24 protein-coding genes are annotated in these 25,608 nt (G+C 48.0%); 23 read left to right on the top strand and 1 reads right to left on the bottom strand.

Going from position 1 to position 25,608, the window contains the following annotated elements:
- Positions 1 to 12 precede the first annotated feature (12 nt).
- The 20 genes from nrfD (at position 13) to CHB92_RS22850 (ending at position 22,063) form a co-directional block, all read left to right on the top strand.
- Entirely contained in the window at positions 13 to 1,440 is a 1,428-nt protein-coding gene (gene nrfD, locus CHB92_RS22755) for an NrfD/PsrC family molybdoenzyme membrane anchor subunit (RefSeq protein WP_089321545.1), read from the top strand.
- A complete protein-coding gene (locus CHB92_RS22760) occupies positions 1,433 to 1,957 on the top strand; it encodes a DUF3341 domain-containing protein (protein ID WP_089321546.1) in 525 nt (174 codons plus the stop codon). Before nrfD ends, CHB92_RS22760 begins: the two co-directional genes overlap by 8 nt.
- Positions 1,957 to 2,682 carry a c-type cytochrome gene (locus CHB92_RS22765; RefSeq protein ID WP_089321547.1) on the top strand — a complete coding sequence of 242 codons (726 nt, stop codon included), beginning with the start codon at positions 1,957 to 1,959 and terminating at the stop codon, positions 2,680 to 2,682. The genes CHB92_RS22760 and CHB92_RS22765 overlap by 1 nt, the downstream gene beginning before the upstream one ends.
- A 26-nt stretch (positions 2,683 to 2,708) precedes the next feature.
- Positions 2,709 to 3,974, top strand: a complete 1,266-nt coding sequence (locus CHB92_RS22770; RefSeq protein WP_089321548.1) for a quinol:cytochrome C oxidoreductase — start codon at positions 2,709 to 2,711, stop codon at positions 3,972 to 3,974.
- A gap of 243 nt (positions 3,975 to 4,217) precedes the next feature.
- Positions 4,218 to 5,069 carry a cytochrome c oxidase subunit II gene (locus CHB92_RS22775; protein ID WP_308701873.1) on the top strand — a complete coding sequence of 284 codons (852 nt, stop codon included), beginning with the start codon at positions 4,218 to 4,220 and terminating at the stop codon, positions 5,067 to 5,069.
- Positions 5,070 to 5,087: 18 nt separating this feature from the next.
- Positions 5,088 to 6,914 (top strand): cytochrome c oxidase subunit I, encoded by a 1,827-nt coding sequence (locus CHB92_RS22780; RefSeq protein ID WP_089321550.1) that lies wholly within the window; start codon positions 5,088 to 5,090, stop codon positions 6,912 to 6,914.
- A gap of 7 nt (positions 6,915 to 6,921) precedes the next feature.
- The gene (locus CHB92_RS22785; RefSeq protein ID WP_089321551.1) at positions 6,922 to 7,998 is read left to right on the top strand and encodes a COX15/CtaA family protein; all 1,077 of its coding nucleotides are present in this window, start codon (positions 6,922 to 6,924) and stop codon (positions 7,996 to 7,998) included.
- Between the two features lie 41 nt (positions 7,999 to 8,039).
- Positions 8,040 to 8,894 carry a heme o synthase gene (gene cyoE / locus CHB92_RS22790; protein WP_245842837.1) on the top strand — a complete coding sequence of 285 codons (855 nt, stop codon included), beginning with the start codon at positions 8,040 to 8,042 and terminating at the stop codon, positions 8,892 to 8,894.
- A 22-nt stretch (positions 8,895 to 8,916) separates the two neighbouring features.
- On the top strand, positions 8,917 to 9,507 hold the full coding sequence (locus CHB92_RS22795) for a cytochrome c oxidase subunit 3 (RefSeq protein ID WP_089321553.1): 591 nt from the start codon (positions 8,917 to 8,919) through the stop codon (positions 9,505 to 9,507).
- A gap of 23 nt (positions 9,508 to 9,530) precedes the next feature.
- A complete protein-coding gene (locus CHB92_RS22800; protein ID WP_089321554.1) occupies positions 9,531 to 10,277 on the top strand; it encodes a cytochrome c oxidase subunit 3 in 747 nt (248 codons plus the stop codon).
- A 76-nt stretch (positions 10,278 to 10,353) separates the two neighbouring features.
- On the top strand, positions 10,354 to 10,701 hold the full coding sequence (locus CHB92_RS22805) for a cytochrome C oxidase subunit IV family protein (protein ID WP_089321555.1): 348 nt from the start codon (positions 10,354 to 10,356) through the stop codon (positions 10,699 to 10,701).
- A gap of 11 nt (positions 10,702 to 10,712) precedes the next feature.
- On the top strand, positions 10,713 to 11,381 hold the full coding sequence (locus tag CHB92_RS22810; RefSeq protein ID WP_089321556.1) for an SCO family protein: 669 nt from the start codon (positions 10,713 to 10,715) through the stop codon (positions 11,379 to 11,381).
- Positions 11,359 to 11,919 carry a DUF420 domain-containing protein gene (locus CHB92_RS22815; protein ID WP_089321557.1) on the top strand — a complete coding sequence of 187 codons (561 nt, stop codon included), beginning with the start codon at positions 11,359 to 11,361 and terminating at the stop codon, positions 11,917 to 11,919. Before CHB92_RS22810 ends, CHB92_RS22815 begins: the two co-directional genes overlap by 23 nt.
- A 28-nt stretch (positions 11,920 to 11,947) precedes the next feature.
- Positions 11,948 to 12,211 carry a hypothetical protein gene (locus CHB92_RS22820; RefSeq protein WP_089321558.1) on the top strand — a complete coding sequence of 88 codons (264 nt, stop codon included), beginning with the start codon at positions 11,948 to 11,950 and terminating at the stop codon, positions 12,209 to 12,211.
- 149 nt (positions 12,212 to 12,360) lie between these two features.
- The gene (locus CHB92_RS22825) at positions 12,361 to 12,606 is read left to right on the top strand and encodes a DUF983 domain-containing protein (protein WP_245842839.1); all 246 of its coding nucleotides are present in this window, start codon (positions 12,361 to 12,363) and stop codon (positions 12,604 to 12,606) included.
- A gap of 53 nt (positions 12,607 to 12,659) precedes the next feature.
- Positions 12,660 to 16,373: a sensor histidine kinase gene (locus CHB92_RS22830; protein ID WP_245842841.1), complete on the top strand. Its 3,714-nt coding sequence runs from the start codon at positions 12,660 to 12,662 to the stop codon at positions 16,371 to 16,373.
- On the top strand, positions 16,366 to 19,854 hold the full coding sequence (locus CHB92_RS22835; RefSeq protein WP_089321559.1) for a hypothetical protein: 3,489 nt from the start codon (positions 16,366 to 16,368) through the stop codon (positions 19,852 to 19,854). The genes CHB92_RS22830 and CHB92_RS22835 overlap by 8 nt, the downstream gene beginning before the upstream one ends.
- Positions 19,855 to 20,254: 400 nt before the next feature.
- Positions 20,255 to 20,584: a hypothetical protein gene (locus CHB92_RS22840; RefSeq protein ID WP_144266373.1), complete on the top strand. Its 330-nt coding sequence runs from the start codon at positions 20,255 to 20,257 to the stop codon at positions 20,582 to 20,584.
- 413 nt (positions 20,585 to 20,997) lie between these two features.
- Entirely contained in the window at positions 20,998 to 21,390 is a 393-nt protein-coding gene (locus tag CHB92_RS22845; protein WP_106219221.1) for a hypothetical protein, read from the top strand.
- Between the two features lie 121 nt (positions 21,391 to 21,511).
- Positions 21,512 to 22,063 carry a DUF4369 domain-containing protein gene (locus tag CHB92_RS22850; protein ID WP_179223136.1) on the top strand — a complete coding sequence of 184 codons (552 nt, stop codon included), beginning with the start codon at positions 21,512 to 21,514 and terminating at the stop codon, positions 22,061 to 22,063.
- Between the two features lie 87 nt (positions 22,064 to 22,150).
- Here the strand turns inward: CHB92_RS22850 and rfaD are convergent, their stop codons facing one another.
- Complete coding sequence (gene rfaD / locus CHB92_RS22855; RefSeq protein WP_089321563.1) at positions 22,151 to 23,116, bottom strand: ADP-glyceromanno-heptose 6-epimerase; 966 nt, start codon at positions 23,114 to 23,116, stop codon at positions 22,151 to 22,153.
- 124 nt (positions 23,117 to 23,240) lie between these two features.
- On the opposite strand from rfaD, the gene CHB92_RS22860 reads away from it, so the two are divergent.
- The 3 genes from CHB92_RS22860 to CHB92_RS22870 are packed head-to-tail and all read left to right on the top strand — an operon-like array spanning position 23,241 to position 25,549.
- A complete protein-coding gene (locus CHB92_RS22860) occupies positions 23,241 to 24,122 on the top strand; it encodes an ABC transporter substrate-binding protein (RefSeq protein ID WP_089321564.1) in 882 nt (293 codons plus the stop codon).
- On the top strand, positions 24,119 to 25,126 hold the full coding sequence (locus CHB92_RS22865; protein ID WP_089321565.1) for a FecCD family ABC transporter permease: 1,008 nt from the start codon (positions 24,119 to 24,121) through the stop codon (positions 25,124 to 25,126). The genes CHB92_RS22860 and CHB92_RS22865 overlap by 4 nt, the downstream gene beginning before the upstream one ends.
- The gene (locus CHB92_RS22870; protein ID WP_089321566.1) at positions 25,127 to 25,549 is read left to right on the top strand and encodes a 6-pyruvoyl trahydropterin synthase family protein; all 423 of its coding nucleotides are present in this window, start codon (positions 25,127 to 25,129) and stop codon (positions 25,547 to 25,549) included. It begins immediately after the preceding gene.
- The last annotated feature ends 59 nt before the right edge of the window (positions 25,550 to 25,608 follow it).

The following is a 25,608-nucleotide window of genomic DNA, read 5'->3' on the forward strand; positions in this document are numbered from 1 at the left end:
TTCGATAGCGTTATGCAGCATGTATCTCCGATAAGAGAGCCTCTTGTAACGGGGGGGAAAACATACCACGACATCACCGAAGATGTCTCGAGGCAGGTGGAGGCCAAGCCCAACATACGTTGGGCTACGGCTCTTGCTATTTCGCTGGTGGGCCTGGCAATTTTCGCCTACTCTGTATACCGTACTTTATGGTATGGTATCGGGGAGTGGGGCCTCAACAAAACAGTAGGATGGGCATGGGACATCACCAACTTCGTGTGGTGGGTTGGTATCGGTCACGCCGGTACACTTATCTCTGCCGTTTTGCTTCTGTTCCGCCAGAAGTGGCGCAGTTCCATTAACCGTGCAGCCGAGGCGATGACGATCTTCGCCGTTATCTGTGCGGCTATGTTCCCTGTTCTTCACATGGGGCGTCCTTGGTTGGCTTACTGGGTACTTCCTTTACCAAACACATTCGGTTCGCTTTGGGTTAACTTTAACTCTCCGCTTCTCTGGGACGTGTTTGCAATCTCAACCTATTTCTCCGTATCGCTGGTGTTCTGGTATATTGGTCTGATCCCGGACTTTGCAACAATCAGAGACCGTGCTACTGGCCCTATCGCTAAAAGAGCATATGCCTTACTTTCATTCGGTTGGACTGGCTCTGCCAAGGCTTGGTCTCGTTATGAGACCGTGTCGCTGATTTTGGCCGGTGTAGCTACGCCACTTGTACTTTCTGTACACACGATCGTATCGATGGACTTTGCAACGTCCGTTATTCCAGGATGGCACACGACTATCTTCCCGCCTTACTTTGTGGCTGGTGCGATCTTCTCAGGCTTTGCGATGGTGTTGACGCTGATGATCATTACCCGCAAAGTGTATAAGCTGGAAGACTATATTACAATAGAGCATGTCGAATCGATGAACAAAGTGATCATCACGACCGGCTCTATTGTAGGTATTGCCTATATCACAGAGTTCTTTATCGCCTGGTATTCGCAAGTAGAGTACGAGCAGTATACCTTCATCAACCGTGCTTTCGGTCCATACTGGTGGGCGTACTGGTCTATGATGACGTGTAACGTGATTACGCCGCAGCTGTTCTGGATCAGAAAAATCAGAAGAAGCTTAACCGCAACCTTCATCATCTCGATTTTCGTGAACATCGGTATGTGGTTCGAGCGATTTGTGATCATCGTAACCTCCCTGCACAGAGACTACCTGCCTTCATCCTGGGCCATGTTCTCTCCAACAGCGATAGATGTGGGCGTGTATGTAGGTACTTTCGGTTTGTTCTTCACCCTGTTCTTCCTGTTTGCTAAGTATTTCCCTGTAGTGAACATGGCCGAGGTGAAAGCTATTCTGAAGTCGTCTTCTGGCGTAACGCACTCGCATACTAAAACCATGCATGCCACAGAAAAGGAATTGAATACTAATACACGTCACAACAATGAATAAGAAATTTGTTCTAGGTATATACGATGATGAAGATGTGCTTTTAACAGCCATCGAGAACGTACGGGCTGCCGGTACAAAAATTTATGAGGTGTTTTCTCCTTACCCGATACACGGCATCGACGATGTGTTAGGTATCAAACGTTCAAGACTGCCAATCGTGGCTTTCTTCTGCGGCTTGTTCGGAACATGCTTCGCTTTGTGGATGCAGATCTGGATGCTGGGCTTTGACTGGCCCATGATCATTGGTGGTAAACCGCACATTGCGTTGCCTTCATTCATTCCTGTTACCTTCGAGTTAACAGTACTTTGCGCCGCGTTTGGTATGGTGATCACCTTTTTTATTGTCACTAACCTGAAGCCTTCCATGAAGGTGAACGTGTTCGACAAGCGCTCAACAGACGACAAATTTGTGATGGCGATCGAAGTGAAAGAAGGTGTAACAGATATGACAGCACTAAATAACCTGCTTCGTTCTAATGGTGCAGTAGAAGTAAACGAGAAGGAGGTAGTAAAGTAATGAAAAGACTCACAAAACTAGGCTTACAAGGTTCTGCTATCCTTTTTTCTGCTGCAGTTCTTTTTGCCTGTACAAACGTGGAAGATCCGGGTGTGGAATATGCGCCGGACATGTACCACTCTGTTTCCTACCAGCCTTACTCTCAGGTTGATGAGGTAGCGTTTAATCCCGGTGGTATGACAATGCGTCATCCAGCAAGGGGAACAGTTCCTAGAGGTAAAGAAGGCTATAACCTGTACCTGACGACAGATACAGCTGAAGTAGCAGGGGTAGAGTTAACGAACCCGCTTCCTTATACAGAAGAAAACATCAAACAAGGCAAAGTCTTGTATACACGCTTCTGTTCTCCCTGCCATGGTGAGGCAGGTGACGGACAAGGTTTAGTAGGCGTTAAGTTCAAAGGTGTACCTTCTTACTCAGCAGGCCGGGTAGCAACGCTTCCTGCAGGTCACATTTTCCACGTGATCACCTATGGTAGAGGCCGTATGATGCCACATGGCTCACAGGTAGACCCTACAGAGCGATGGAAAATAGTAATGTACGTGCAGCTGTTGCAGCAAGGCTCAACTGAAATCCCGGTAATAGCAGGATCTGAAGCCGAAAATGAAGCAGCTGGAGAGTCCATTACAGATAATCCGGTAACAGGAACTCCTAACCCAGGATTGGATGAGGAAAACCCGGACCAGGAGCTCACTCAGCCGGAACAACAGTCTCCTAATAACTAAGTCTAAGGCATAATTTAAAAAGGATAATGACAGAAGAAAGACTCATCATTTCCAGAAAAACGAATAATAAGTTTTTCTTAATGATAGCTGTAGGTGTAGTTTTACTTATAGCAGGAATCATTTTAATGGCCACAGGCGGGGGAGGAGAGCATCATGCAGAAGGCGGAGAACAAGCTGCTGTAGAACATGCGGCAACTTGGCTCGACAGACTGTGGGTGAACCTATGGCTGAATAACGTTTACTTCACGGGGATTGCGCTTATCGGGGTATTCTTCGTTGCTGTGAATTACGTAACCTATTCTGGGTGGTATACTCTTATTAAAAGAGTACCGGAAGCTTTAGGATATTTCCTGCCGGTTGGTGGCGTAATTATGCTGCTGGTTTTCTTGTTCGGTTCGCATACCATTTTCCACTGGACACACGAATACCTGTATGAGATCGATGATCCACGATATGACCCGATCATTGCAGGAAAAAGACCTTATCTGAATACGGTGTTCTTTCTCATCCGCATGGTTGCTTACTTCGCGCTATGGATAGGTTTAGCTACCTGGTTAAGAAAGAACTCAGTAAAAGAGGACTTGGAGGGAGGAACAGATTATTACCACAAGAATATCCGTATCTCAGCGGTGTTCCTGGTAGTGTTTGGAGTTACTTCTTCGACAGCAGCATGGGATTGGGTGCTGTCTATTGACACGCACTGGTTCTCTACCATGTTCGGCTGGTACGTGTTCTCAAGCTGGTGGGTTTCTGGTCTTGCAGCAGTTACACTTGCAGTAATTTTCCTGAAGCAGAATGGCTACTTGAAAATGGTGAATGCAAACCACTTGCATGACTTAGGAAAGTTTTGCTTTGCTTTCTCTATTTTCTGGACATACATCTGGTTCTCACAGTTTATGCTGTACTGGTACGCCAACATTCCGGAAGAAGCGATCTATTTTATCGAGCGAACAAACGCACGGGGATATGATTTCAACTGGATATTTTTCGGTAACCTGTTTATCAACTTTTTCTTCCCTTTCCTTGTTCTGATGACGAGAGATGCGAAGCGTCAGATGATCATGCTAAAGATTGTTACGATAGCTATCCTGATCGGCCATTGGTTCGACTTCTACCTGATGATTATGCCGGGTACATTGCGTGGTGAAGCAAGTGTTGGCTTAATGGAAATTGGTACAGCGCTGGTCTTCCTGGGAGTGTTCTTACTTATGTTCACAAAAGGCTTAACGAAAGCTGCCTTGGTTCCTGTAAACCACCCGTTCCTGGAGGAGAGTGTACACCATCATGTTTAGAGAATATACTAAAAGCGTTAAATAATGATATCGTTCGCCATAGGTTTATCCGTTGTCCTACTCTTAACTATCCTGTTCCTGCTTTTCAGGATAGGAACCCTGGTCTCAATATTTAGAGGATCATCACAGAGAGCTGTAGGAACAACAAAAACAAGTAACAAAATAAACAGTACGCTTCTCTTACTTTTCCTATTAGTGGGAGGCGCAGCTTTTGCATGGTCCTTTGCCGATTCTTGGCAAGAAATGAACCAGCCGCTTGCTTCCGTTCATGGAGACTGGACTGACAGCCTGTTCTGGACAACCATGATCATCATTGGAGTAGTGTTTGTCATTACGCAAATCCTGTTGTTCTGGTATTCTTATAAGTACAAGCACCAGGACGACAAGAAGGCGTATTACTATCCGCATAACAACAAGCTGGAAATTGTATGGACAATGATTCCAGCAGTAGTAATGGCCCTGTTGGTGTTCGCCGGCTGGAAAACCTGGACGAAGATCACGAGTGCTTCTCCTGAAGATGCAGTAGTGATTGAGGTGATGGGTAAGCAGTTCAGCTGGATGGTGCGCTATCCTGGTCCGGATGGTGTGTTGGGTGATGCTAAGATCCCTTTAGTTGATGCGACGAACCAAATGGGGGTAGACTTCAGTGATCAGTATGCGCTGGATGACTTTATGCCGCGTGAGATCCACGTGCCAAAGGGAAAACCCGTTTTGCTGAAGATCAGAGCACAGGATGTAATCCACAGTGTCTTTATGCCTCACTTCCGTCTTAAAATGGACGCAGTACCAGGAATGCCAACAAAATTCTGGTTTGTTCCGACCAAGACAACTTACGAAATGCAGAATGAGACGGGCAACCCTGATTTCAAGTATGAGCTGGCTTGTGCTGAGGTTTGTGGTCGCGGTCACTTCGCAATGCGTTTCATCATTGTAGTGGATGAGCCGGAGGATTACGAAGCATGGGTAGCTGAGCAGGTTCCGTTCGTAGAAGAGCACCCTGAAATCCTGACGAAAGCAGAAACAACTCCTGCAAAGGAATTAGTGGCTAAGAATGGTTCAGGGGACAAAGCGGAAGAAGTAAAGACAGCATTATAGTATTAAATAAGATCGACTATGTCTAGTACAGATATCTCTATCAATCAGGATGTACATCATCCGCATGAAGAGCATGATCACCACCATGATCAGAACTTTTTCGAGAAGTACATCTTTAGCCAGGACCATAAAGTAATTGGCAAGCAGTTCCTGATTACTGGTATTGCCTGGGCTTTCATCGGTGGTTTTCTCTCTATCCTTTTTAGATTACAGTTGGGATGGCCAGAGGCGACTTTTACTTTCCTGGAGCCCATTCTGGGCGGCTGGATCGTAAATGGTAAGCTTAACCCGGAGTTCTACCTGGCGCTTGTGACCATGCACGGTACCATCATGGTGTTCTTCGTGCTGACAGCCGGTCTGAGTGGTACCTTCGCTAACTTCCTGATTCCGCTCCAGATCGGGGCCAGGGACATGGCCTCTGGCTTCATGAACATGCTCTCTTACTGGATTTTCTTCCTGTCGAGCATTGTTCTGTTTGTTTCCCTGTTCCTGGAGTCAGGCCCTGCCGCAGGTGGATGGACCGTTTATCCTCCGCTGAGCGCCTTGCCACAGGCAATTGAAGGTTCAAAAGGCGGTATGACAATGTGGCTCATTAGCATGGCCCTGTTCATTGTATCGCAGTTGCTGGGCGGTGTGAACTATATCACGACCGTGATCAACCTGAGAACAAAGGGTATGTCTATGACGAAGCTTCCGCTTACCGTGTGGGCTTTCTTCCTGACAGCTATCCTGGGTCTGCTAGCATTCCCGGTTCTTTTCTCAGCTGCTTTGCTGTTGATCTTCGACCGTAGCTTTGGTACTAGCTTCTACCTGTCTGATATCTTTATCGGTGGTGCTGCGCTGTCTAACACTGGTGGTTCTCCTATTCTGTTCCAGCACTTGTTCTGGTTCCTGGGCCACCCAGAGGTGTATATCGTAATTATGCCTGCCTTCGGTATCGTATCTGAAGTAATCACAACAAACGCAAGAAAGCCGATCTTCGGTTACAGAGCGATGATCGGTTCCCTGATCGGTATCTCTGTACTGTCTTTCGTCGTGTGGGCGCACCACATGTTCGTATCAGGTATGAACCCTTTCCTGGGCTCTGTCTTTATGTTCCTGACGCTGATTATTGCGGTACCTTCTGCCGTGAAAGTGTTTAACTGGATCGCAACCTTGTGGAGAGGTAACATCAGGTTTACGGCCGCTATGATGTTTGCTATCGGCTTCGTGTCCTTGTTTATCTCCGGTGGTTTAACGGGTATTATTCTCGGTAACTCCGCCCTGGATATCTATCTGCACGATACCTACTTTGTAGTAGCACACTTCCACTTAGTAATGGGTGCGGCGGCCTTCTTTGGTATGTTTGCCGGTGTTTATCACTGGTTCCCGAAGATGTTCGGACGCCTGATGGATGAGAAACTGGGTTATGTACATTTCTGGTTAACCTTTGTATCGGTTTACCTGGTGTTTATGCCAATGCACTACTTAGGTATTGCCGGTTTCCCAAGAAGATACTATGCCTGGACTGGTTTTGAGACGTTCAACTTCTTTACAGATATGAACACCTTCATCAGTATTGCTGCTATCCTCGGCTTTACTGCACAGTTTATCTTCCTGTTCAACTTCATTTACAGCATCTTCAGAGGTCGCAGATCTACTGCTAACCCTTGGCATTCTAACACTTTGGAGTGGACAACACCGGTACTGCCAGGACATGGCAACTGGCCAGGACCGCTTCCAACAGTATACAGATGGCCATATGACTACAGTAAGCCAGGTGCTGCTGAAGATTATATTCCACAAACAGTACCTTTCTCTCAGACGCAGTCTTCTAACCTGCCTCAGGAGAGAGACCTAGAGTAACATATTAATGGCTAGCAAATCTTTTCAGTATAAAAGATTTAGAAATATTGGATTACTTACAGTACTAGCTGTATACTTCCTAATATTAGTCGGAGGAATTGTCAGAAGCACGGGGTCAGGCATGGGATGCCCTGACTGGCCCAAGTGTTTCGGAAGTTGGGTTCCTCCGACTGATGTTAGCCAACTACCAGAAGATTACCTAACGGTATACAAACAAAAGCGAATAGAGAAAAACGAAAAACTGGCAGCCTACCTCGACAAACTTGGTTTTGAAGAGCTTGCTTCCACCATTTTTTCTCACCCCAGCCAGTACATCGAAACAGAGTTTAACGTCACGAAAACCTGGATCGAGTACTTAAATCGCTTAGTAGGTGTACTGATAGGTATTTTTATTTTTCTGACGGTTGTGTTTGCCGTTCCTTACCTGAAGCGGGATCCCCTTGTTTTCTACCTGGCACTCGCCAGTTTTGTACTGGTAGGCGTGCAGGGGTGGTTAGGATCCATTGTCGTTTCTACCAATCTTCTCCCGGTAACCATAACAGTGCACATGGCGCTGGCGCTGGTTATTGTGGCGATGCTGCAGTATGCTGTAGCCCGAGCACATAAAGAGGACCTGGAAGGGCAGAGAGCCGCATCTCCACAGGTAAACGTTTGGCTATGGGTATTGGCCCTGATAACGTTCGGGCAGATCTTGTTAGGAACACAAGTTAGGGAAGAGGTAGACCTTATAGCCTATATGATGGGAGGTGAGAACCGGGCCTTATGGGTAGATAAACTCGGGACCAACTTCTATATCCACCGCTCTTTCTCGATATTGGTGCTGGCCCTGCACGGGTATGTGGCCTACAAAATATACCAGGTAAAAAATACAACTTTAACTAAACTTACCCACCTGATGTTGGTGTTAGTTCTAGTAGAGGTGATAGCCGGCGTGATAATGGTCTATTTTGCTATTCCACCGGTTCTACAGCCCATACACCTCACTTGCGCCTCGTTACTCTTCGGAGTCCAGTTCCAGTTGTTAATTGTTAATTATTACGCCTCTCGCGGGGCAACTCAAAAGTCAGTAGTAGTTCACCGATAATGTTAGCTCAAGAAACTGCATCGTTACTGCCTGCTTCTTCCATGGCACAAAAAGCAAAAGCATATTTTCAACTCCTGAAGTTTAGACTAAGCTTTACCGTAGCTTTTTCCAGTGCCATCGGCTACATCCTGGGGTTCCCGGGTGCTTCTTACCTGAATATTGCGTTAGTAATGTTAGGTGGTCTTTTGGTAACGGGTTCTGCCAATATCATCAATCAGATCATCGAGCGGGACCTGGACAAGCAAATGAAGCGGACCGCTAAAAGACCTCTGCCAACAGGAGAACTATCCGTAGCGGAAGCAGCCGTGTTCTGTGTGTTGTTAGGAATGGCAGGCTTAGCGATACTTGGTTTCTATTTTAATTTACTTACAGCAGCCCTGTCGCTGTTGTCGCTTATCCTGTACGGCTTCGTTTATACGCCTTTGAAACGAATCAGCCCGATATGTGTGTTCATTGGTGCTATACCAGGAGGCATGCCCCCGCTAATTGGATGGGTTGCCGCCACAGGTGCCTTAGGACCAGAGGCCTGGATCCTTTTTGGGATACAATTTATCTGGCAGTTTCCGCATTTCTGGGCAATTGCCTGGGTGCTGGATGATGACTATAAAAAAGCCGGGTTTAAAATGCTGCCGATGGAAGGAGGTAAAAACCTGAAAACGGCTATACAGATCATGATCTACACGCTAATGCTGATCCCTTTGAGCATGCTGCCTTTGCAGTTCGGTATGACAGGGATTACCTCAGCAATGATAGCCGTCGTTTGTGGTGTGCTATTTTTGGCGCAAACGTTTTACCTCATGCGCACCTGCTCCAAAAAGGCTGCTATGAGCATTATGTTTGGCTCTTTTTTGTATTTACCTATTGTGCAGATTGCTTTTGTGTTAGATAAAATTTAATGGTATTGCAATGATAAATAATATGGCAATGACTAATCCGTCTTTTAAAGAGGACAATGCAACCTCCGGAGTTCACCCGCTAAAGTTTTCGCTGTGGTTGATAATTATAAGTATTATTATGATGTTTGCAGCTTTTACGAGCGCTTACATTGTACGAAGAGAAGAAGGAAACTGGCTGGAGTTCGATCTCCCGAATGTACTTCTGATAAACACCCTGGTTATCCTGTTGAGCAGTGTGACCATGCAGTGGGCGTATAACTCGGCCAGAAAGAACAACATCGCCACACTGAAGACGATGTTGTTGCTGACTGTAGGGCTAGGAGTTGCTTTTCTGGTGGGGCAGTGGAATGCCTGGGGCGATCTCGTACAGCACAACGTGTATTTCGGAGGAAGCGAAAGCAACCCTTCCGGCTCGTTCCTGTATGTGTTGACTGGAGTGCATGGCTTTCACCTGATAACAGGGCTCATATTTGTGCTGATGACCGTTAGCAGTGCCTTGAAGTATAAGGTTCACTCAAAAAATATGCTGCGTATATATTTGTGCACGCTATACTGGCACTTTTTAGGTGGACTTTGGCTATATTTGTACATCTTCTTAAGAATAAATCACTAAACACGTTTTTCAATACATAAACTATGTCTACTTCAACTACGCTGGAAGCACCTAAGTCAGGTACATGGGATGGTGGTAATGAGCCATTGAAAGCGAGCTATGGTAAACTCATGATGTGGTTCTTCCTGCTCTCTGATGCTTTTACCTTTGGTGCTTTTCTTATCGTCTACGGTTTATCACGCCACAGACACTTACCTTATACAGGTGAGCCGGAGGCTTTTGCATTCTCACAGCAATGGTGGCCAATTCCGGAGAAGGTGTTTAACGCTTTCCCTGGCTTTCATGGTGTAGATCTTCCGCTGGCGTTCGTGGCCTTGATGACCATGATTCTGATTCTTAGCTCCGTGACGATGGTACTGGCTGTAGAGGCCGGACATAGAATGGACAAAAATGACGTGCAGAAGTGGTTGCTTTGGACTATTCTTTTTGGATCTATTTTCTTGGGTTGCCAGGCATGGGAGTGGGCGCACTTTATCTCTGGTACAGAAGAGGGCATGCTGCTGTCTGACGGTACCAGAATCTTTGGCGCAAACCTGACCATAAACCAGTATGGACCGCCTTTGTTTGCTGACCTGTTCTTCTTTATCACAGGTTTCCACGGCACACACGTGTTCTCTGGGGTTGTGCTGTTGATCATGATCTTCATCAACACCGTGAACGGGGTGTACCACAAGCGTGGACATTATGAGATGGTTGAAAAAGTAGGCCTTTACTGGCACTTTGTAGATCTTGTTTGGGTATTCGTTTTCACATTCTTCTACCTGGTTTAATAAGAGATCCAATAACCTACAGGTCGTGTTATAGTATTAAATAATAGGATTTGTAGTAAAAAGATATTTGAGCATTATGGCACATCATCATTCAGATAACGACTTCGAGCAGACAAACAATATTCCAGAGCCACAGACTAAAGCGATCTGGAAGACGTTTGGAATACTAGTAGCGCTTACCGCGCTGGAGTTCGTATTCGCTTTCGCAATGGAAGCGGGTACTATGCGTAACACGATCTTTATCATTCTAACAATTTTTAAGGCTTACTTTATTGTAGCGTACTTTATGCACCTAAAGCATGAGACAAAAGCCTTGATTTGGTCGATCATGTTACCGCTGGCGCTCATTGTGTGGTTAATGGTTGCGCTGATATCAGAAGGTAGTTACTACTTTGAATCAGTAACAAATTACTTTAATAATTAAATACACTTATAATGAGTAAAGTAAAGGCACTAATACTAGGAACCCTATTATTAGTGCCTATTCTTATTTTTGCCTTCGTCAGTTTGTTTGGCGAGCACCACTTCTCCCTCAAGACCTATTTCCCAAAAACAGATGAGTCGGGAGAGGTTGTTTTCTCCACTGCAGGAGACACGGTCTTTCATCAAGTGCCGGATTTCCAGCTTACCTCGCAGAAAGGCGAAACTTTCACCGCCGAAGACCTTTCCGGAAAAATCTATGTTGCCGATTTCTTCTTTGCCACTTGCCCGGGCATCTGTAAAAAGATGTCTTCGCAGCTAGTAAGGGTACAGGAGGCATTTGAGAACTACCCGGAGGTGAAGATTGTTTCCATCACAGTAAACCCTGAGCATGACTCCGTTGAAGTGTTGCAGAACTATGCTGCGCAGTATGGGGCGAAGGAAGATAAATGGTATTTCCTGACAGGGGAAAGAGACAGCATCTATCAGCTGGCTAAGAAAGGCTTTTACTTGCCAGTGCAACAGGTAGAGGGGCAGCAGGACTTTATCCACAGCGAAAAGTTTATGCTTGTGGATAAGGACAGGAACGTAAGGGGAATCTATGAAGGCACAGACCCTGCCGACGTGGATCGGTTAGTTACAGAGATTAGAGTATTGCTGGATGAATACAGTAAAAGCGAATAACAAACAGGCTGCGACCGCGAATGATAAGAAGTTCCTGACGCTAATAGCCGTTTTATCAGTACTGATCCCGATAGTGGTGGCCGTACTGTTCTTTATGCCAAAGGCTGGAGACAGCCAGGTGGATGTTTCTTATCTGCCTGGATTCCATGCCATTCTTAACTCGTTAACAGCTATCGCGCTACTCATTGGGTACTATAACATTAAGAAGCAAAATGTAAAGGGGCACAGGGGCGCGATGCTCGCTGCGTTTGGACTGTCTGCCATTTTCCTGGTTTCTTATGTTACCTACCACTTTTTAGGAGAACGTACCGTGTATGGCGGTGATGGAGCCTTAAAGTACATTTATTACTTTATCCTGTTAACGCATATTGTGTTGGCAGTCGTAATTGTGCCTTTAGTACTGTTGTCTGTTTACTATGGCATCTCAAACCAGTTGGATCGCCATAAGCGGATTTCGAAGTGGACTTTCCCGGTCTGGCTTTATGTAGCGGTTACCGGAGTACTGGTTTATCTGATGATCTCTCCGTATTATAGTTAATACGCAGAACTACTAATTCGTAATAGCAATGAGACTGAAAGTAAATAAAATCATAGCGCTTGCAGGGCTAGTGTTTGCCTTGTCTTTTGTCGTTACAGATGCCTACAGCCAGTGCGCAATGTGTCGCGCCACGGTAGAGTCTAACGTTGGGACAGGGAAAGGAAGTCAGGAGCCTGCTTCGGAAGTAGGGCAGGGGCTAAACACGGGTATTTTATACCTGATGGCTGTCCCGTATGTGTTAATCGGGGCTGTCGGCTTTTTATGGTATAAATATAGCCGTAAAAAAGCATGAGCAAACCTTCTATGGCAGGAGCTATTCTCTCCTGCCGTTGCCCCAGGTGCCGTAGGGGGGAGGTATTTACCCACTCTGCGCTGAACCTTGGGAAGTTTGATCATATGCACCAAAGCTGCCCCGTATGTAATTTTCACTATTAGGTAGAGGTGGGATTCTTCTGGGGAGCCATGTACATCAGCTACGGTATCTCTGTCGGCATCGTCCTGACGGTAGGCGTCATGCTGTACTACCTGGCAAATGACCCTCCTGTCTGGGTATACCTTTCAGTGGTAGCCGGTATCATTATTACCCTAACCCCGCTACTTTTCCGTTACGCTCGCATTCTCATGCTGTATTTTTTTGCCGGCGTTACATACAATTCCCGCTTCAGCAAACAATTGCACGATTCTTGAACCTATAGTTTTATCTGCCGTTTTGCTTAAATTCGTAGATAAACTACTTCGTTTTGAACAGGAAAATATCCTTTATTGCTTTGTTAGTGCTGGCTTTGCTGTGTTTTTTAGGCACAGCTGCGCTCTATTATAACTATCCTGGAGCAAACGAAGGACAAGACCAGGCTTCAGAGATAGCCACTATCACTAAAAAGGTGCACCAGTGCATCGACAAGGCACACCACGAAGCAGCCACGATAGGTGCGCAGCTGCAAAAGCCAGACGTAACCTTTACATCCCTTCTTAAAAAAACAGAATACCCTACCTTTGTTTACAGAAAGGGGGAGCTTATCTTCTGGTCTCACCATACGATTGTGCCTGAGCTAGGCGAAACGTTGGTCGGAAACAGGCCCACCGCCATTAGCAATGAGTATGGGACGTTTATTGTGGTGCCGGAAAGGACACAGGGCTATGATATAGATGTCTACGTTCCGCTGCTGGCCGACTACCAAACCAGTAACACCTACCTCGCTCCGGAGTTAAAAGATGAAGTGTTTGAGGAGCAGGATGTGCAGCTGGACTGGAATCCCAGCTCTGCTCATCCTCGTGTATACACACAACAGGGTGACTTCTTGTTCGCCGTAAACATGCGCCGTGGTGGGCAGGAAGCACCGGAGAGCGTGTTGCTGCTAGTGCTCTTTTGTGCGGGGCTTCTGTTCTATATCTTCTTTGTAATACTGCTCTTCCGGTACCTTGCCGGCAAGGAACAGTACAATAAAGCAATCGGGCTTTTACTTTTGTTGCTGGGCCTGCTGCGCTTGTTGCTGTTAGCGCTCAACCTGCCTTTTGCACTGTTTGAGATAGATCTTTTCAACCCCAGGTTTTACGCTGCTTCTTTCCTGTCTCCTTCTATCGGCGACCTGCTACTAAATATGGTCTTGCTCGCCTTAGTTGCCTGGAGCGGACTTTATCTTTTCAGAAAGAACAGGCTGGTAGCACAGTTAAAAGAACTGAGTAGGTCCAAGAGCCGTCAGCTACAGACGGGCTGTATCCTGATCTTTTACTTATTGCTGCTGCTGCTTTTCCAGTTCTACTTTAACATTTACCATAACAGTCCACTGGTACTGGACGTGAGTCGGTCACTGGACTTCACGTGGTATAAGGCAGCCCTTTATAGTGTCATGTTCATTCACACGGTTGCCCTTAGCATCTTTACCTATATGCTGGCAACAGTCGTGTCGGTACTAGTGGCGAGGGAGCAGAAGTTAGTTCCCTATAAGCAATTGGTCTTGCTGTCTGGTTTTCTGTTGCTCTTGTCCAGCTTTTTAGTGCAGCCCCTGGCTATTCTGGTGCTGATTGGCTTTCTGTTCTGGCTCATTATCATCTTTGCCGCACAAAACCAGAATGCTGTCAGCTGGGGGTACCGTACTTTCCTGTTCTTCTTTTTGGTGGTGATCGTCAGTTCGCTGACGGGAGGTTTGTCGCTGTACGCCCATTACCACAGCGAGCTGAAGATCTACAAGCAAAAGTTTGCCTTTAACATCCTGCAGGAGAATGACGTGCTGGCCGAGTACCTGTTGATGTCAGAAGACGTGGCAGGTCGGATTGCTGGCGATGAGGTGATTCAGATGAAAATGAAAGGCCCCTATGTGGATGCCTCTTTCATTAAGCGGAAGATCAAAAAGCAGTACCTGCCCAGCTACTTCGATAAGTATGAGGTAAACGTGCAGCTCTTCGATAGCCGGGGAAATGCTCTGGAAGTAGCTGATACAGCAAGTGCCTCCTTACAGGAACTGCTCAGGCGCTTTAATACCCCGCAGGCCCAGACGGAACATGAGGGACTTTTCCTGCTGCAAGATCCCATGCGCTATAATGCCCGCGTGTACCTGAAATTAATAGAGGTGCCCGTGCATGAGTATCAAAACGGGTATATCGCACTACAGCTCACCCTTAAGCGGCTGCTGCCAAACAGTGTAGTGCCGGAGCTGTTGGTAGATCAGAATTATGCGCAGCCTTTTAGAACGGATATGCTCAGTTATGCCATTTATGAGGATAGCAAGCTGCGCTATAGCGAAGGAGAGTACGATTATGCGACTAACTTTAACCGCAGGCTGTTGCGCCGGTCAGAGCTTTACCGCAACGGGGTTAACTTGGGCAACTACCACCACTTTGGCGTTCGGAACGGCGAAGGCCAGCGGCTGATCATCACCACGGAGAAGTATGGCGGAAAAGAGCTGCTTTCCAATTTTTCTTTCCTGTTCCTTTCGTTTATAGCAGGAATGCTGGTGTTAGGGCTCCTGTACACGGCCGTGCAGCGCCAGCGCCTCCAGGACTTCAGCCCTGATTTTAGTGCCAAGATCCAGATATTCCTGAACTTCGGCATTATCCTGCCTTTGCTGCTGGTCAGTATAGCGACAGCCAGCCTGGTAACGGCCTCTTATAAAAAGGACCTGATGAGCACCTACGAGCAGCGGGGAGAGGCCATACAGAAGAGCCTGGCGGAGCAGCTGCAAAATGGCTTGCTGGAGGATAAGCGAAGGCTGGAGGAACGTATCGGCGAGATTGCCTCTATCTCAGAGACAGACATTAACCTGTACGATAGCAAGGGAAAGCTACTGGTAACAAGCCAACCCCTGATTTTTGAGGCCGGACTGTTGTCTAAGCTGATTAACCCGGAGGCATTCGCTGCCATAGCAGAGAGGCAGGCCCTGCGCGTATTGCTGGAGGAGCAGGCCGGGAACCTTAACTTCAACGCCGTGTACCTGCCGCTCCGCTACGAAAACAACCCTACAGCCCTGGCAGGCTTTATTGGCATCCCGTTCTTCGATTCGGAAAAAGAACTGGACCTGAAGCTGATAGAGTTAACGACCACTACCATGAACATCTTCACGGTGATGTTCATCGTCTTTCTGGTACTCACCTTCTTTGCCTCCCGCGCTTTAACCGTGCCCCTGCGCATTCTGGCAGACAAGCTGAACCGTACCTCTCTGACCGGTAAGAACGAGATGCTGGCCTATGAGGGGGCCGATGAGATCGGGATGCTGGTAAAGGAGTATAACCGCATGCTGCTGACGCTGGAGCAGAACAAGCAGGACCTGGCGATGCAGGAGAAAGAGGCAGCCTGGCGGGAGATGGCGCGGCAGGTGGCCCACGAGATTAAGAACCCGCTGACGCCGATGAAGCTCTCGCTGCAATACCTGCAGAAGGCAATCGCAGAGAAGCGGCCTAACACAGAGCAACTCATCGACAAAATTTCCCAAACGCTTATTTCTCAGATAAATATACTGAGCGATATTGCAACGTCGTTCTCTAGCTTTACCTCTATGCCGGAACCAAAGGCAGAGCTCATGGATATCTCGGCCGCCTTGCAAAAAGCAGCTGACCTGCATAATGATCCGGCTGCGGCAGTGATCGAAAAAGACATACAGGCGGAGGAAGTAGTGGTAAAGGCGGATGAGAACCTGATGGTGCGGACGTTTAACAACCTCCTCTTAAATGCCATTCAGGCGGTGCCGGCCAGCCGGAAGCCGCACATAAAGATCGGGCTGGAACTACAGCCGGATAAAACGGTGTTGATCTCGATTCAGGATAACGGCAGTGGTATTCCCGTGGATATCAGGGGCAAAGTATTTATCCCGAATTTTAGTACAAAGTACACTGGCTCAGGGATAGGCCTGGCCGTAGCCAAGCGAGGTATTGAAAACGCAGGTGGTCGCATATGGTTTGAGACAGAAGAAGGACAGGGAACTACGTTTTTTATATCATTACCGCTTGCCGGTCATGCGTAAGAAGCGTTTTTACCTGGTGCTGCTCTTGTGCTGGCTGAGCCTGCCGCTGCTGGCTCAGCCTCCGGCAAATAACCAGCGCTGCAAGTGGGTGCCCGTTATAAGCTATCCACAACGGCTGGACACGCTAACCCTCTTACCCAGTTCTGTAACCCTGCATCATCCTAAAAAAGAACAGTTTGCCTTTGATTACAACTATACGCTAAACGAGTTTACCCTCACCAAATTCCCAACTCCCGATTCCATCGCCATCGACTCGCTCGGCACCATGGCCCCGCTGCGCGATTCGGTGCTAGTCTGCTTCCGGGTCTTACCCTTGAACCTGACAAAACCCGCCTTCCGGCGAGACATAGCCAAGCTGGAGATGAACTCTTTCCGGGACGGTTTTTACCAGGAGGACATCGCTACCCGCGAGGAGATCTTCCGGACACCCGGCCTGAACAAGACGGGTAGCATCTCCCGGGGCATCTCTTTTGGGAATACCCAGAACGTGTTTGTGAATTCGGCCCTAAACCTGCAGTTGGATGGCAAGTTGACCGATGATATCAGCATTACGGCAGCAATTACAGATCAGAACATTCCTTTTCAGCCGGAGGGCAACACACAGCAGTTACAGGAGTTCGACAAGGTGTACATTACGCTACGCCACCGTTTATGGCAGCTGACGGCAGGGGATGTGGTACTGCAGAATAAGCCTTCCTACTTTCTGAAGTATTACAAGAACGTGCAGGGAGCAGCCTTTGAGACGAACCTCGGCAAGACGCCCGACAGGCAGGGAGTAACGACTGTAGCAGCCTCTGTGTCGAAGGGCAAATTCGCCTCTCAGGCGATACAGCCCGCCGAGGGAGTGCTGGGGCCCTACCGCTTACGGGGACCTAACAACGAGCGCTTTATCATTGTGTTGGCTAATTCAGAAAGGGTGTTTCTGGACGGCAAGCTGCTGGTGCGGGGCTATGACTACGATTATGTGATCGATTACAACCAGGCAGAGATTACCTTTACCACCCGGCACGTCATTACGAAGAACTCCCGCATTAAGGTGGACTTTGAGTACTCGGACCAGAACTACAGCCGGGGCATTTACAACCTGAGCCATTACCAGACCCTGGGCAAAGTGAAGGTGTTCGCTAACTACTATAACGAGTCAGACAACCGGAATAACCTGCTCAACCTAAACCTGCAGACCGAAGAGAAGCGCTTGCTTTCTCAAATCGGCGACGACCTGGAAAGAGCTGTGAGTGCTGGTGCTGATAGCGTAGCCTTTGATCCTGCCCAGGTATTGTATGCTAGGCGGGACACGATGTATAACGCCGGGCAAAGTTATGCCAGCATCTACGTACACTCTACAAGTCCTGATTCTGCCTTTTACAATGTGAGTTTTACTGAGGTAGGGGCTAAACGGGGAGACTACGTGGCGGTGAACAATGCCACCAATGGCCGGGTGTACAAGTGGGTAGCTCCTGTAAACGGTGTACCACAGGGAAACTACACGCCTATGCGGGTGTTGCCTACCCCTAAAAAGAAGCAACTGATTACTTTGGGTACGAGCTATGAGCTACAGCAGGGCATGAGTTTCTTTATAGAAGGAGCCGCATCAGAGAACGACATCAACCGCTTTTCCTCCCTAGACGCAGACGACGACAAAGGCAAAGCCCTGCGGGTAGGTTACCTGGTACAGGACAGGGAGCTTGCCTTTATGGGGAAGTACAGGCTGAATAGCGCGCTCAATTACGAGTATACCGACGAGTATTTCTCGCCCATTGACCGCTACCGGCCCATTGAGTTTGACCGCGACTGGAGCTTGGCTACCACAGAGGCGGCAGAAGACCACATCCTCAACTTTTCGGTAGGAGCTGTGCAGGATGCGGCAAACGCGCTGAACTACCGTATCAGTAGCCGCCGCAGAGAAGGTCAACTGAATGGGGTACAGCACTACTTCGACTTGGTGAAGACTGTAGGCAAAGCGGCCTTTAGCAATCACCTGTTCGTGCTCAGCAGCCAACAGGGAGAGCGGGAATCGGAGTGGTACAGGGGCGACTTTGGCCTAGCCTACAAGCTGGGCAAGCTAGCCCCGGGCTATACCTACCGTTTTGATAAGAACAGGATCACGGCACTTGGCTCGGACTCGGTAGTGGCTTCGGCCATGTACTTCGAGGAGCACCTGGTGTATCTCCAGAGTGGTGACTCTACCCGAACCCGCTTCCGGTTAGATTACAGCCACCGTACTGATAAGCGCCCGACGGGCAGGGGAGACCTGGACCAGCCGGAGGTAGGCCAGACCTACAATGCTATCCTGCAAACCCCGCTGGGGGCAAACAGCGACCTGGCCTTGCAGGCCACTTACCGCAAGCTGGAGGTAGCCACGGGAGACGAGGAGGAAACCATACAGTCGCGGGTAGACTGGAATGCAGGTTTCCTGGACGGTAGCTTTCAGTCGGAGCTAAGTTATGCCACGGGCACCGGCCGAGAGCTGAAGCGGATCTACATTTTTCAGGAAACTTTGCCGGGGCAAGGCACCCACTACCTGCGGGATGAAGGTAACCCAGCTAACCTGAACGATTACCTGGAGGCCCAGACGGTAGACCAGCGGCGTTATATCAAGATATTTTTGCCGACAGACGAGTACATCAACGCTTATACCAACAGGTTTACCTACCGGCTTACCAGCAATACCCCTGTTAGCTGGCGTGCAGAAAAAGGCCTGAAAGAAAAGCTGTCTCACTTCTCGATGCTCACCTTTCTAAGCATTGATAAGAAAACGACAGACGACAACCTACAGCAGCGCTTTAATCCTTTCAGCCAGGAAATAGAGGACCAGTTTCTGATCTCCTTTGTCAAGTCCTTGCGTCATACAATGTACTATAATCGCAGCAACCCGAAGTATGGGTTGGAGTATACCCTGCAGCAGAACCAGCAGAAGTCTTTGCTGGCCAACGGCTCGGAGACACGCCTGGTGGGGAGCCACGTCTTTGTAGGGCGGCTGAACCTGAACGAGGTGCTCAGCTCCCAAATGAATTTGGCGCTGAACGTGCGGGAAAACAAATCTAATTTTCTGAGCTCTAAAAACTTCAGGATCGAAAGCAGGGAACTATCGCCGGAACTGGCCTACCAACCCAACATGAAGCTACGTTTTACCGGAAAGTACCAATACTCGCTACGGCAGGACATGCTGGCCCCGTCCGACGCAGAACAGCAGGGCGCTTTTCATGAACTGGGCCTGGAGGCAAAGCTGAGCCAGGTAAGCAAGCGTACTTTCACGGGCAACATCAAATACGTGAACATCGACTTTACCGGGGACATGAACTCCTATGTGGGCTATGAGATCCTGAACGCCCTGCGGCCCGGCAACAACATGACCTGGTCGCTCAACCTGCAGCAGCGCCTGAGCAATGGCCTCAACATTTCCCTTAACTACGATGGCCGCAAAGCCAACGGGGTAGGGGCCGTGCATACTGGCCGCACGCAGGTGTCGGTGTTGTTTTAAAAGGCTTAAAGAGGAAAAGCTTTTTAAAAGCTCCCGTCTATTTATGTTGCTGTCACCAAGAGCAGCTTTAAATCGTTAGCTGGAGATTGATTACACTATAAAGCTTAATCAAAGCTTGCCATACCCTCTAAATCAGGAAGTTTACTGGCTAGTCTGTAGAAAAGTGTTATATTAGTTAAAGTATATACTAAAGTAAGTGTAATGGTTAGTACAGTAAAAAGCTCAAGGGCCTCTGTATGCTTTTTAAAACTGTGTAATGCAGATAAACTGGTTGACTGCGTTTAGCCGCTAGTTTTTAGTATTAATATTATCAATGAAGCGTTTAACCCTGATATCTTATTTAACATCATTTTTGGTTAGTTGTACTTCCACTACCAGCGGTAAGGTAGAATCGAAAAGGTTGGAAGACGCATTTGTAGAAGACTTTAAAACAAGCAGCTTTTGCAAGTGTGTAGAGAGTGGGAGTAATCAGACCTTAGATGATGTAAGTTGCCGCTATCCTGACTATTTGTATAGTGAAGCTCAAACGATCAGCAATCTTGCTAAATTGGAGGGAGACAAAATACGCATAGATTCAATTAGAAGAGTTGGACGTGTTGCAGAGGGGATGGAAGGTAAAAGAGCAATAGAGATGTGCCTGAAGTTCTACAAGAGTAGAGAACTGGATTCAGTTGCCAGAGCACGATTTAAACTAAGTGAGAAGGCCATGAAGAACGCACAGAATAACTAAAATGCCTCTCTCTAAACAACTGCACATATTTGTAGAAAGGCCTTCATAATACTGCAAGCTTTTTTAGATTATAATACCATGACAAAAGCGATCATACTACTGTTTGCAGTTATTGGGTTCGCGTACTTTCTATTTTACCCCTTCTTGAAGCATGCTGTTAACAGAAAGAAGCTCTTTAGATGGTTCATCATTTTATACGCGATCGCGATTATTGCCTCTACTGTAAGTACTTTCCTGTAATCAGGAGCAAACGAGGATGAACAGTCGAATAAAAGAAGGATAAACATAACCTGCCTTAAATGACAAAGAACTTAAGCTATCTTGTTGTCTACTGCCTGGCAGTAATGTTTTTCTCATGTAATCCAGAAAGCCTCCCTATAGACCGGGCAACGGATGAAAGTTTGTCTAAAGCGATGAACATAGTGAAGGAGAGCAAACTACCTGTGCTACTGGCTGAGCTTAAAAGTAACGATCAGGTAAAGGTAAATGAGTACACCTCTCTGCTTGCTACCGTATCAGATAAAATAGCGAAAGATTGGAAGTTGCCACTAGCAAAGCTGGTTATTAACAGTTATGTGAGATCTAATGGGCTGGATGAGAACAGCTACACCAGCTACTTGTATCAGGATCAAAAGCTTGCAGTGGCCTACTCTGTTCCGGAACATGTGAAAGACTCCTTTGACAGGACTTTTCTTTGCCGTTCGCCGGACTACTGGAAACAGCTTCCTGCAAGAGAAAAGGCAATTACCTCTCCTGTGGATACGCTGAACAAAGAGATGAGATTTGAGATAGTTATGCTCAAATAAAAGGGCCGAGCGCTGTCTTCTAAAACATTGACAACAGAACATACCGCTTATGAACAAACCTATAGTTTCCATCCTCTTCATTTGCTTGATAACCCTTAGCTTTTGTGCAGGGAAAAAACATATGGCATCATGGGGCACTTATGTGATCAGGGGTACTGTAAAAGGTGTTGAGAATGGCACCTGGATATACCTGACAAGCATGGACCGGTTTGATCAGACCCCGCTGCTAGACTCTGCCCGGGTGAAGAAAGAGCGGTTCGAGTTCAGGGGACAATTAAGGAACAAAGTGCTGCAGGCAATGCTAGGGTTAAAAGGTCCGGTCTATAAGTCAGACGGCGTTACGGTAAAAGAGCACAGGCTAACAGATGCAGCAATGCTCTGGCTTGAGAACAATGACTTTTTTGTAGAAGGGGAAAAAGGCAGGCTGTTTCAGGCGACGATCAACGGCCCTGCAACCCAGCAGGACTTTCAGTTACTGATGAGAGGAAATGTGGAAAAGGCTGAGTTTATCCGGCAGCACCCCAACACGTCTTACCTTAGTGTTTTTCTTCTGAATGCGGAGAAAGAACAGTATGGCAAAGAAGTTACAGCAGCGTTGTACAAGCTACTTTCAGAAGACAGAAAAGAAACCCTTTACGGCAGGCAGGTTGCTACTTACTTGGAAGGAGACTAAAGGACAGTTTGACAGTGAGGCAAAGAAAAGGTCCGGCTCACAGGAAGCTTCTCCTTTGAACCGGCCCTTTTTTGGCAGCAAGGCTGATTAATAGTATTTGTGTGGTATCAGGTAATTCTGCACATAGTCTTTTACCCCTTCCTCCAGGGTGTAAAAAGGCTTGTCGTAGCCAATGGAACGGAGCTTGCTCATGTTCGCCTCCGTAAAGTATTGGTACGTATCGCGGATGGTCAGTGGCGTATCGATAAAGTCAATGTTAGCAGGCACGCCCATCGCCTCGAACGTATTCAGGGCTAGGGACATAAAGGTGCGTGCTTCGCCGGAGCCAAGGTTGTAGATGCCGGAGTTCTTGCGGTGGTGCATCAGGAAGAGGCACACATCCACCACGTCCTTCACATAGATGAAGTCCCGCATCTGCTCGCCATCTTTAAATTCAGGGTTGTGAGAGCGGAAAAGGGCTAGCCGGCCTTGCTCATGTACCTGGTTGTAGGCATGCAGGATCACAGAGGCCATTTTCCCTTTGTGGTACTCGTTCGGTCCATAAACGTTAAAGAACTTCAGTCCCGCCCAGAAAAAAGGCTTTGCCGTTTGCTCCAGTGCCCAAATGTCGAAGTCGTTTTTAGACTCTCCGTAAGGATTTAGCGGTTTTAGCAGCGGAATAATGTCCTCGTTGTCGTCGTAACCCAAAGTGCCGGCGCCGTATGTGGCGGCCGAGGAAGCGTATACCAACGGGATCTGGTATTCACAGCAGGCGTTCCATACTTTCTTGGAGTAGTTCAGGTTCAGCAGGTCAAAGATGTCCTTGTCGAACTCAGTCGTGTCGGTGCGGGCACCTAGGTGAAAGATAAACTCTACTTCCTCATAGTGCTCATCCAGCCAATCGAAGAAGTTATCACGGTCTACAAATTCCTTTATCTTTTTACCCTGCAGGTTGCGCTCCTTCTTCGAAACAGAGAAGTTATCCACTACTACTATGTCATTGAAGTTAGCCTGGTTAAGCCTGCTTACTAGGCAACTGGCTATAAAGCCGGCTGCTCCGGTTACTACTATCATAATTCTGTTTTTAAGCCTTAACGAAATTGCGCTAAATTTACGAAAATAAACTGAGCCGCCTTAGGCCATGCAGGCGCATTAGCGAATCTACATTTTGGGAAAAACGCAAAGCAAAAGATACAAATTGTTATGGCTGTTAAGCCTGACCCTGATCAGCACCCTTTGGGCCTGCACCCAGGAAAAGCAGGAAACAGAAGACGTAATCTTGCTGCAGGATGACCTGGGCCGAGAGCTAACATTGGAAAGCCAGCCGAAGCGGGTGCTGTCCCTATCTTCTTCGATGACGGAGATGCTCTTTGCTGTGCTTGATACGAGCGCGATTATTGGCCGTACCCAGAACGACGATTATCCCACTGCCGCTCTTGCCAAACCTGTTGTCAACAATTATCCTGTGGATTATGAGCAGGTGTTGGCCCTGAAGCCGGACCTGATATTTACCATAGAAGGCATTACCCCCTTGGACGTAGCGGCGAGGCTGGAAGAGTTAGGCATTCCGGTATATTACCAGAAGTACAACACCGTAGAGGACATATTCACTGGCCTGGAGGACATCGGCCGCATTATGGGCAAGGAGCAGCAGGCAACGCAAATAGCAGACTCCTTGCGGCAGGAGGTCGCGCAGATAGCCCGGCGCCATAAGGGGGAGCAGGACCCGCAACAGGTACTGGCCATTACCTGGACAGATCCAATCTATGTGTACGGGCAGAACACGATTCTGACAGACAAGCTCCGGATACTCGGGACAGAGAATGCTGTGAAAGAAGTGTTCGAGCAGCCTTACCCCGCCCTTACCCGCGAATACATTTTGAAACTAAACCCAGACGTACTGTTGGGCGGCACCCCTGAAAAGCTGGAAGAGAGCTTCTTCGGCCAGTACCCTGAGCTGCGTAAGATCAAAGCTTACCAGAACAAGCGCCTGTACGCACCCACCGATGACCTGATGGCCCGTCCGGGGCCTCGCGTGGTAGAGTCGCTGCGGGAGCTGGAGGGCTTCCTGTACCCATGAGGCGGGGACTTTATTTCCTGCTCGCGTTGCTCCTGATCCTGGTCGTGCTGCTACTGGGCCTGCAGGTTGGCTCCTTTGATTCCGATATAGCGACTATTCTAAACGCTTTCCTCCACTACGATCCCGACAACACCACGCACTTTGCCATTATGCACCTGCGCCTGCCGCGCCTTTTGCTCGCCTTGGTAGTAGGGGCTGCGCTTGCCTTCTGTGGCTATTTGATGCAGGCCATGGTAAACAACGGCCTGGCCGATCCGTATCTGCTGGGTACTGCCTCGGGCGCCTCGCTGGGAGCCGTGATCGTTTTCTTTGGTTTTGTGGAAATATCCCTTGGAGGATTCTACATGCCTCCGGTTTTTGCCCTGGCCGGTGCCTTTGTAGTAACGCTGGTGGTAGTGATGTTAGGTTACCGAAAGCGGCAGCTCATTCCCGCGCAGCTCCTGCTGGCAGGTATCGCGATCAGTGCCCTTGTTACGTCCATCGTTGGGCTGCTTACGTTTCTTTCGGATTCGGAGGGGAAGCTGAAGTCAGTTATCTTTTGGTCGATGGGCAGCTTTGAACGGGCCAGCTGGGCCTTACTGCCCTATCCGGCTGTGGCCTTGCTACTGGCCTTGCTGCTGTTTGTATACTATCAAAAACAGCTAAACATATTATTGCTGGGGGAGGAGCGGGCGCAGGCCTTAGGAGTGCGCGTAGCCAATACCCGTTGGGTTATACTCGGCACTGTATCTGTGGTAACAGGCTTTGCTGTGGCGACCTCCGGGCCGATTGGTTTTGTGGGGCTTATTATCCCGCACGTAACACGGGGTGTGATGGGAACAACGGGTAGGAGTAACCTGCTTTTTTGTGCTTTTGTGGGTGGACTTTTTATGCTGCTCTGCGACCTGCTCTCGCGGTTGATTTATCCACCGGCAGGTTTGCCGATTGGAATCATTACTTCGTTCTTTGGTGTTCCTTTCTTTGTATATTTGCTTTTCAGAAAGAACTACAACTTTAAGGATTAAATGATTTACGTAAGCAGGTTAGAGCACTTTAATGCAGCTCACAAGCTGCACAACCCGAATTGGTCGCTGGCGAAGAATAAGGAGGTATTCGGGCCATGTGCAAACACCAACTGGCACGGGCATAACTATGAGTTGATCGTGACGGTGAAGGGAAAACCTGATTCCGATACTGGCTTTGTAATCGACCTCAAAAAACTTAGCACACTTATCCGTACACACATTATCGCGAAGGTAGACCACAAGAACCTGAACCTGGATGTGCCTTTTATGGAGGATAAGCTGGCTAGTACCGAGAACCTGGTGGTAGAGTTCTGGAAGATACTGGAGCCACGCATCCTCGAAATTTCAAACAAAAATGCACAACTGCATAGCCTGAAGCTTTACGAAACACCGCGTAATTACGTAGAGTACTTCGGAGAATAACCAAGCCTGTCGTTACGTTGTAGCATTAGTCAGCGCTATTTTAACCCGCCTGCCCAAAC

The sequence above is a fragment of the Pontibacter ummariensis genome (assembly GCF_900188175.1).
Lineage (GTDB): Bacteria > Bacteroidota > Bacteroidia > Cytophagales > Hymenobacteraceae > Pontibacter > Pontibacter ummariensis.

Excerpts from the sequence above, each read along its gene's own strand:
- CHB92_RS22850 (WP_179223136.1), top strand. The coding sequence starts at position 21,512 with ATGGCATCATGGGGCACTTATGTGATCAGGGGTACTGTAAAAGGTGTT.
- rfaD (WP_089321563.1), bottom strand. The coding sequence starts at position 23,116 with ATGATAGTAGTAACCGGAGCAGCCGGCTTTATAGCCAGTTGCCTAGTA.
- CHB92_RS22800 (WP_089321554.1), top strand. The coding sequence starts at position 9,531 with ATGTCTACTTCAACTACGCTGGAAGCACCTAAGTCAGGTACATGGGAT.
- cyoE (WP_245842837.1), top strand. The coding sequence starts at position 8,040 with ATGGCACAAAAAGCAAAAGCATATTTTCAACTCCTGAAGTTTAGACTA.
- CHB92_RS22805 (WP_089321555.1), top strand. The coding sequence starts at position 10,354 with ATGGCACATCATCATTCAGATAACGACTTCGAGCAGACAAACAATATT.
- CHB92_RS22775 (WP_308701873.1), top strand. The coding sequence starts at position 4,218 with ATGAACCAGCCGCTTGCTTCCGTTCATGGAGACTGGACTGACAGCCTG.
- CHB92_RS22820 (WP_089321558.1), top strand. The coding sequence starts at position 11,948 with ATGAGACTGAAAGTAAATAAAATCATAGCGCTTGCAGGGCTAGTGTTT.
- CHB92_RS22870 (WP_089321566.1), top strand. The coding sequence starts at position 25,127 with ATGATTTACGTAAGCAGGTTAGAGCACTTTAATGCAGCTCACAAGCTG.
- CHB92_RS22780 (WP_089321550.1), top strand. The coding sequence starts at position 5,088 with ATGTCTAGTACAGATATCTCTATCAATCAGGATGTACATCATCCGCAT.
- CHB92_RS22815 (WP_089321557.1), top strand. The coding sequence starts at position 11,359 with ATGAATACAGTAAAAGCGAATAACAAACAGGCTGCGACCGCGAATGAT.
- CHB92_RS22835 (WP_089321559.1), top strand. The coding sequence starts at position 16,366 with ATGCGTAAGAAGCGTTTTTACCTGGTGCTGCTCTTGTGCTGGCTGAGC.
- CHB92_RS22770 (WP_089321548.1), top strand. The coding sequence starts at position 2,709 with ATGACAGAAGAAAGACTCATCATTTCCAGAAAAACGAATAATAAGTTT.
- nrfD (WP_089321545.1), top strand. The coding sequence starts at position 13 with ATGCAGCATGTATCTCCGATAAGAGAGCCTCTTGTAACGGGGGGGAAA.
- CHB92_RS22785 (WP_089321551.1), top strand. The coding sequence starts at position 6,922 with ATGGCTAGCAAATCTTTTCAGTATAAAAGATTTAGAAATATTGGATTA.
- CHB92_RS22865 (WP_089321565.1), top strand. The coding sequence starts at position 24,119 with ATGAGGCGGGGACTTTATTTCCTGCTCGCGTTGCTCCTGATCCTGGTC.
- CHB92_RS22765 (WP_089321547.1), top strand. The coding sequence starts at position 1,957 with ATGAAAAGACTCACAAAACTAGGCTTACAAGGTTCTGCTATCCTTTTT.
- CHB92_RS22845 (WP_106219221.1), top strand. The coding sequence starts at position 20,998 with ATGAACATAGTGAAGGAGAGCAAACTACCTGTGCTACTGGCTGAGCTT.
- CHB92_RS22760 (WP_089321546.1), top strand. The coding sequence starts at position 1,433 with ATGAATAAGAAATTTGTTCTAGGTATATACGATGATGAAGATGTGCTT.
- CHB92_RS22810 (WP_089321556.1), top strand. The coding sequence starts at position 10,713 with ATGAGTAAAGTAAAGGCACTAATACTAGGAACCCTATTATTAGTGCCT.
- CHB92_RS22795 (WP_089321553.1), top strand. The coding sequence starts at position 8,917 with ATGGCAATGACTAATCCGTCTTTTAAAGAGGACAATGCAACCTCCGGA.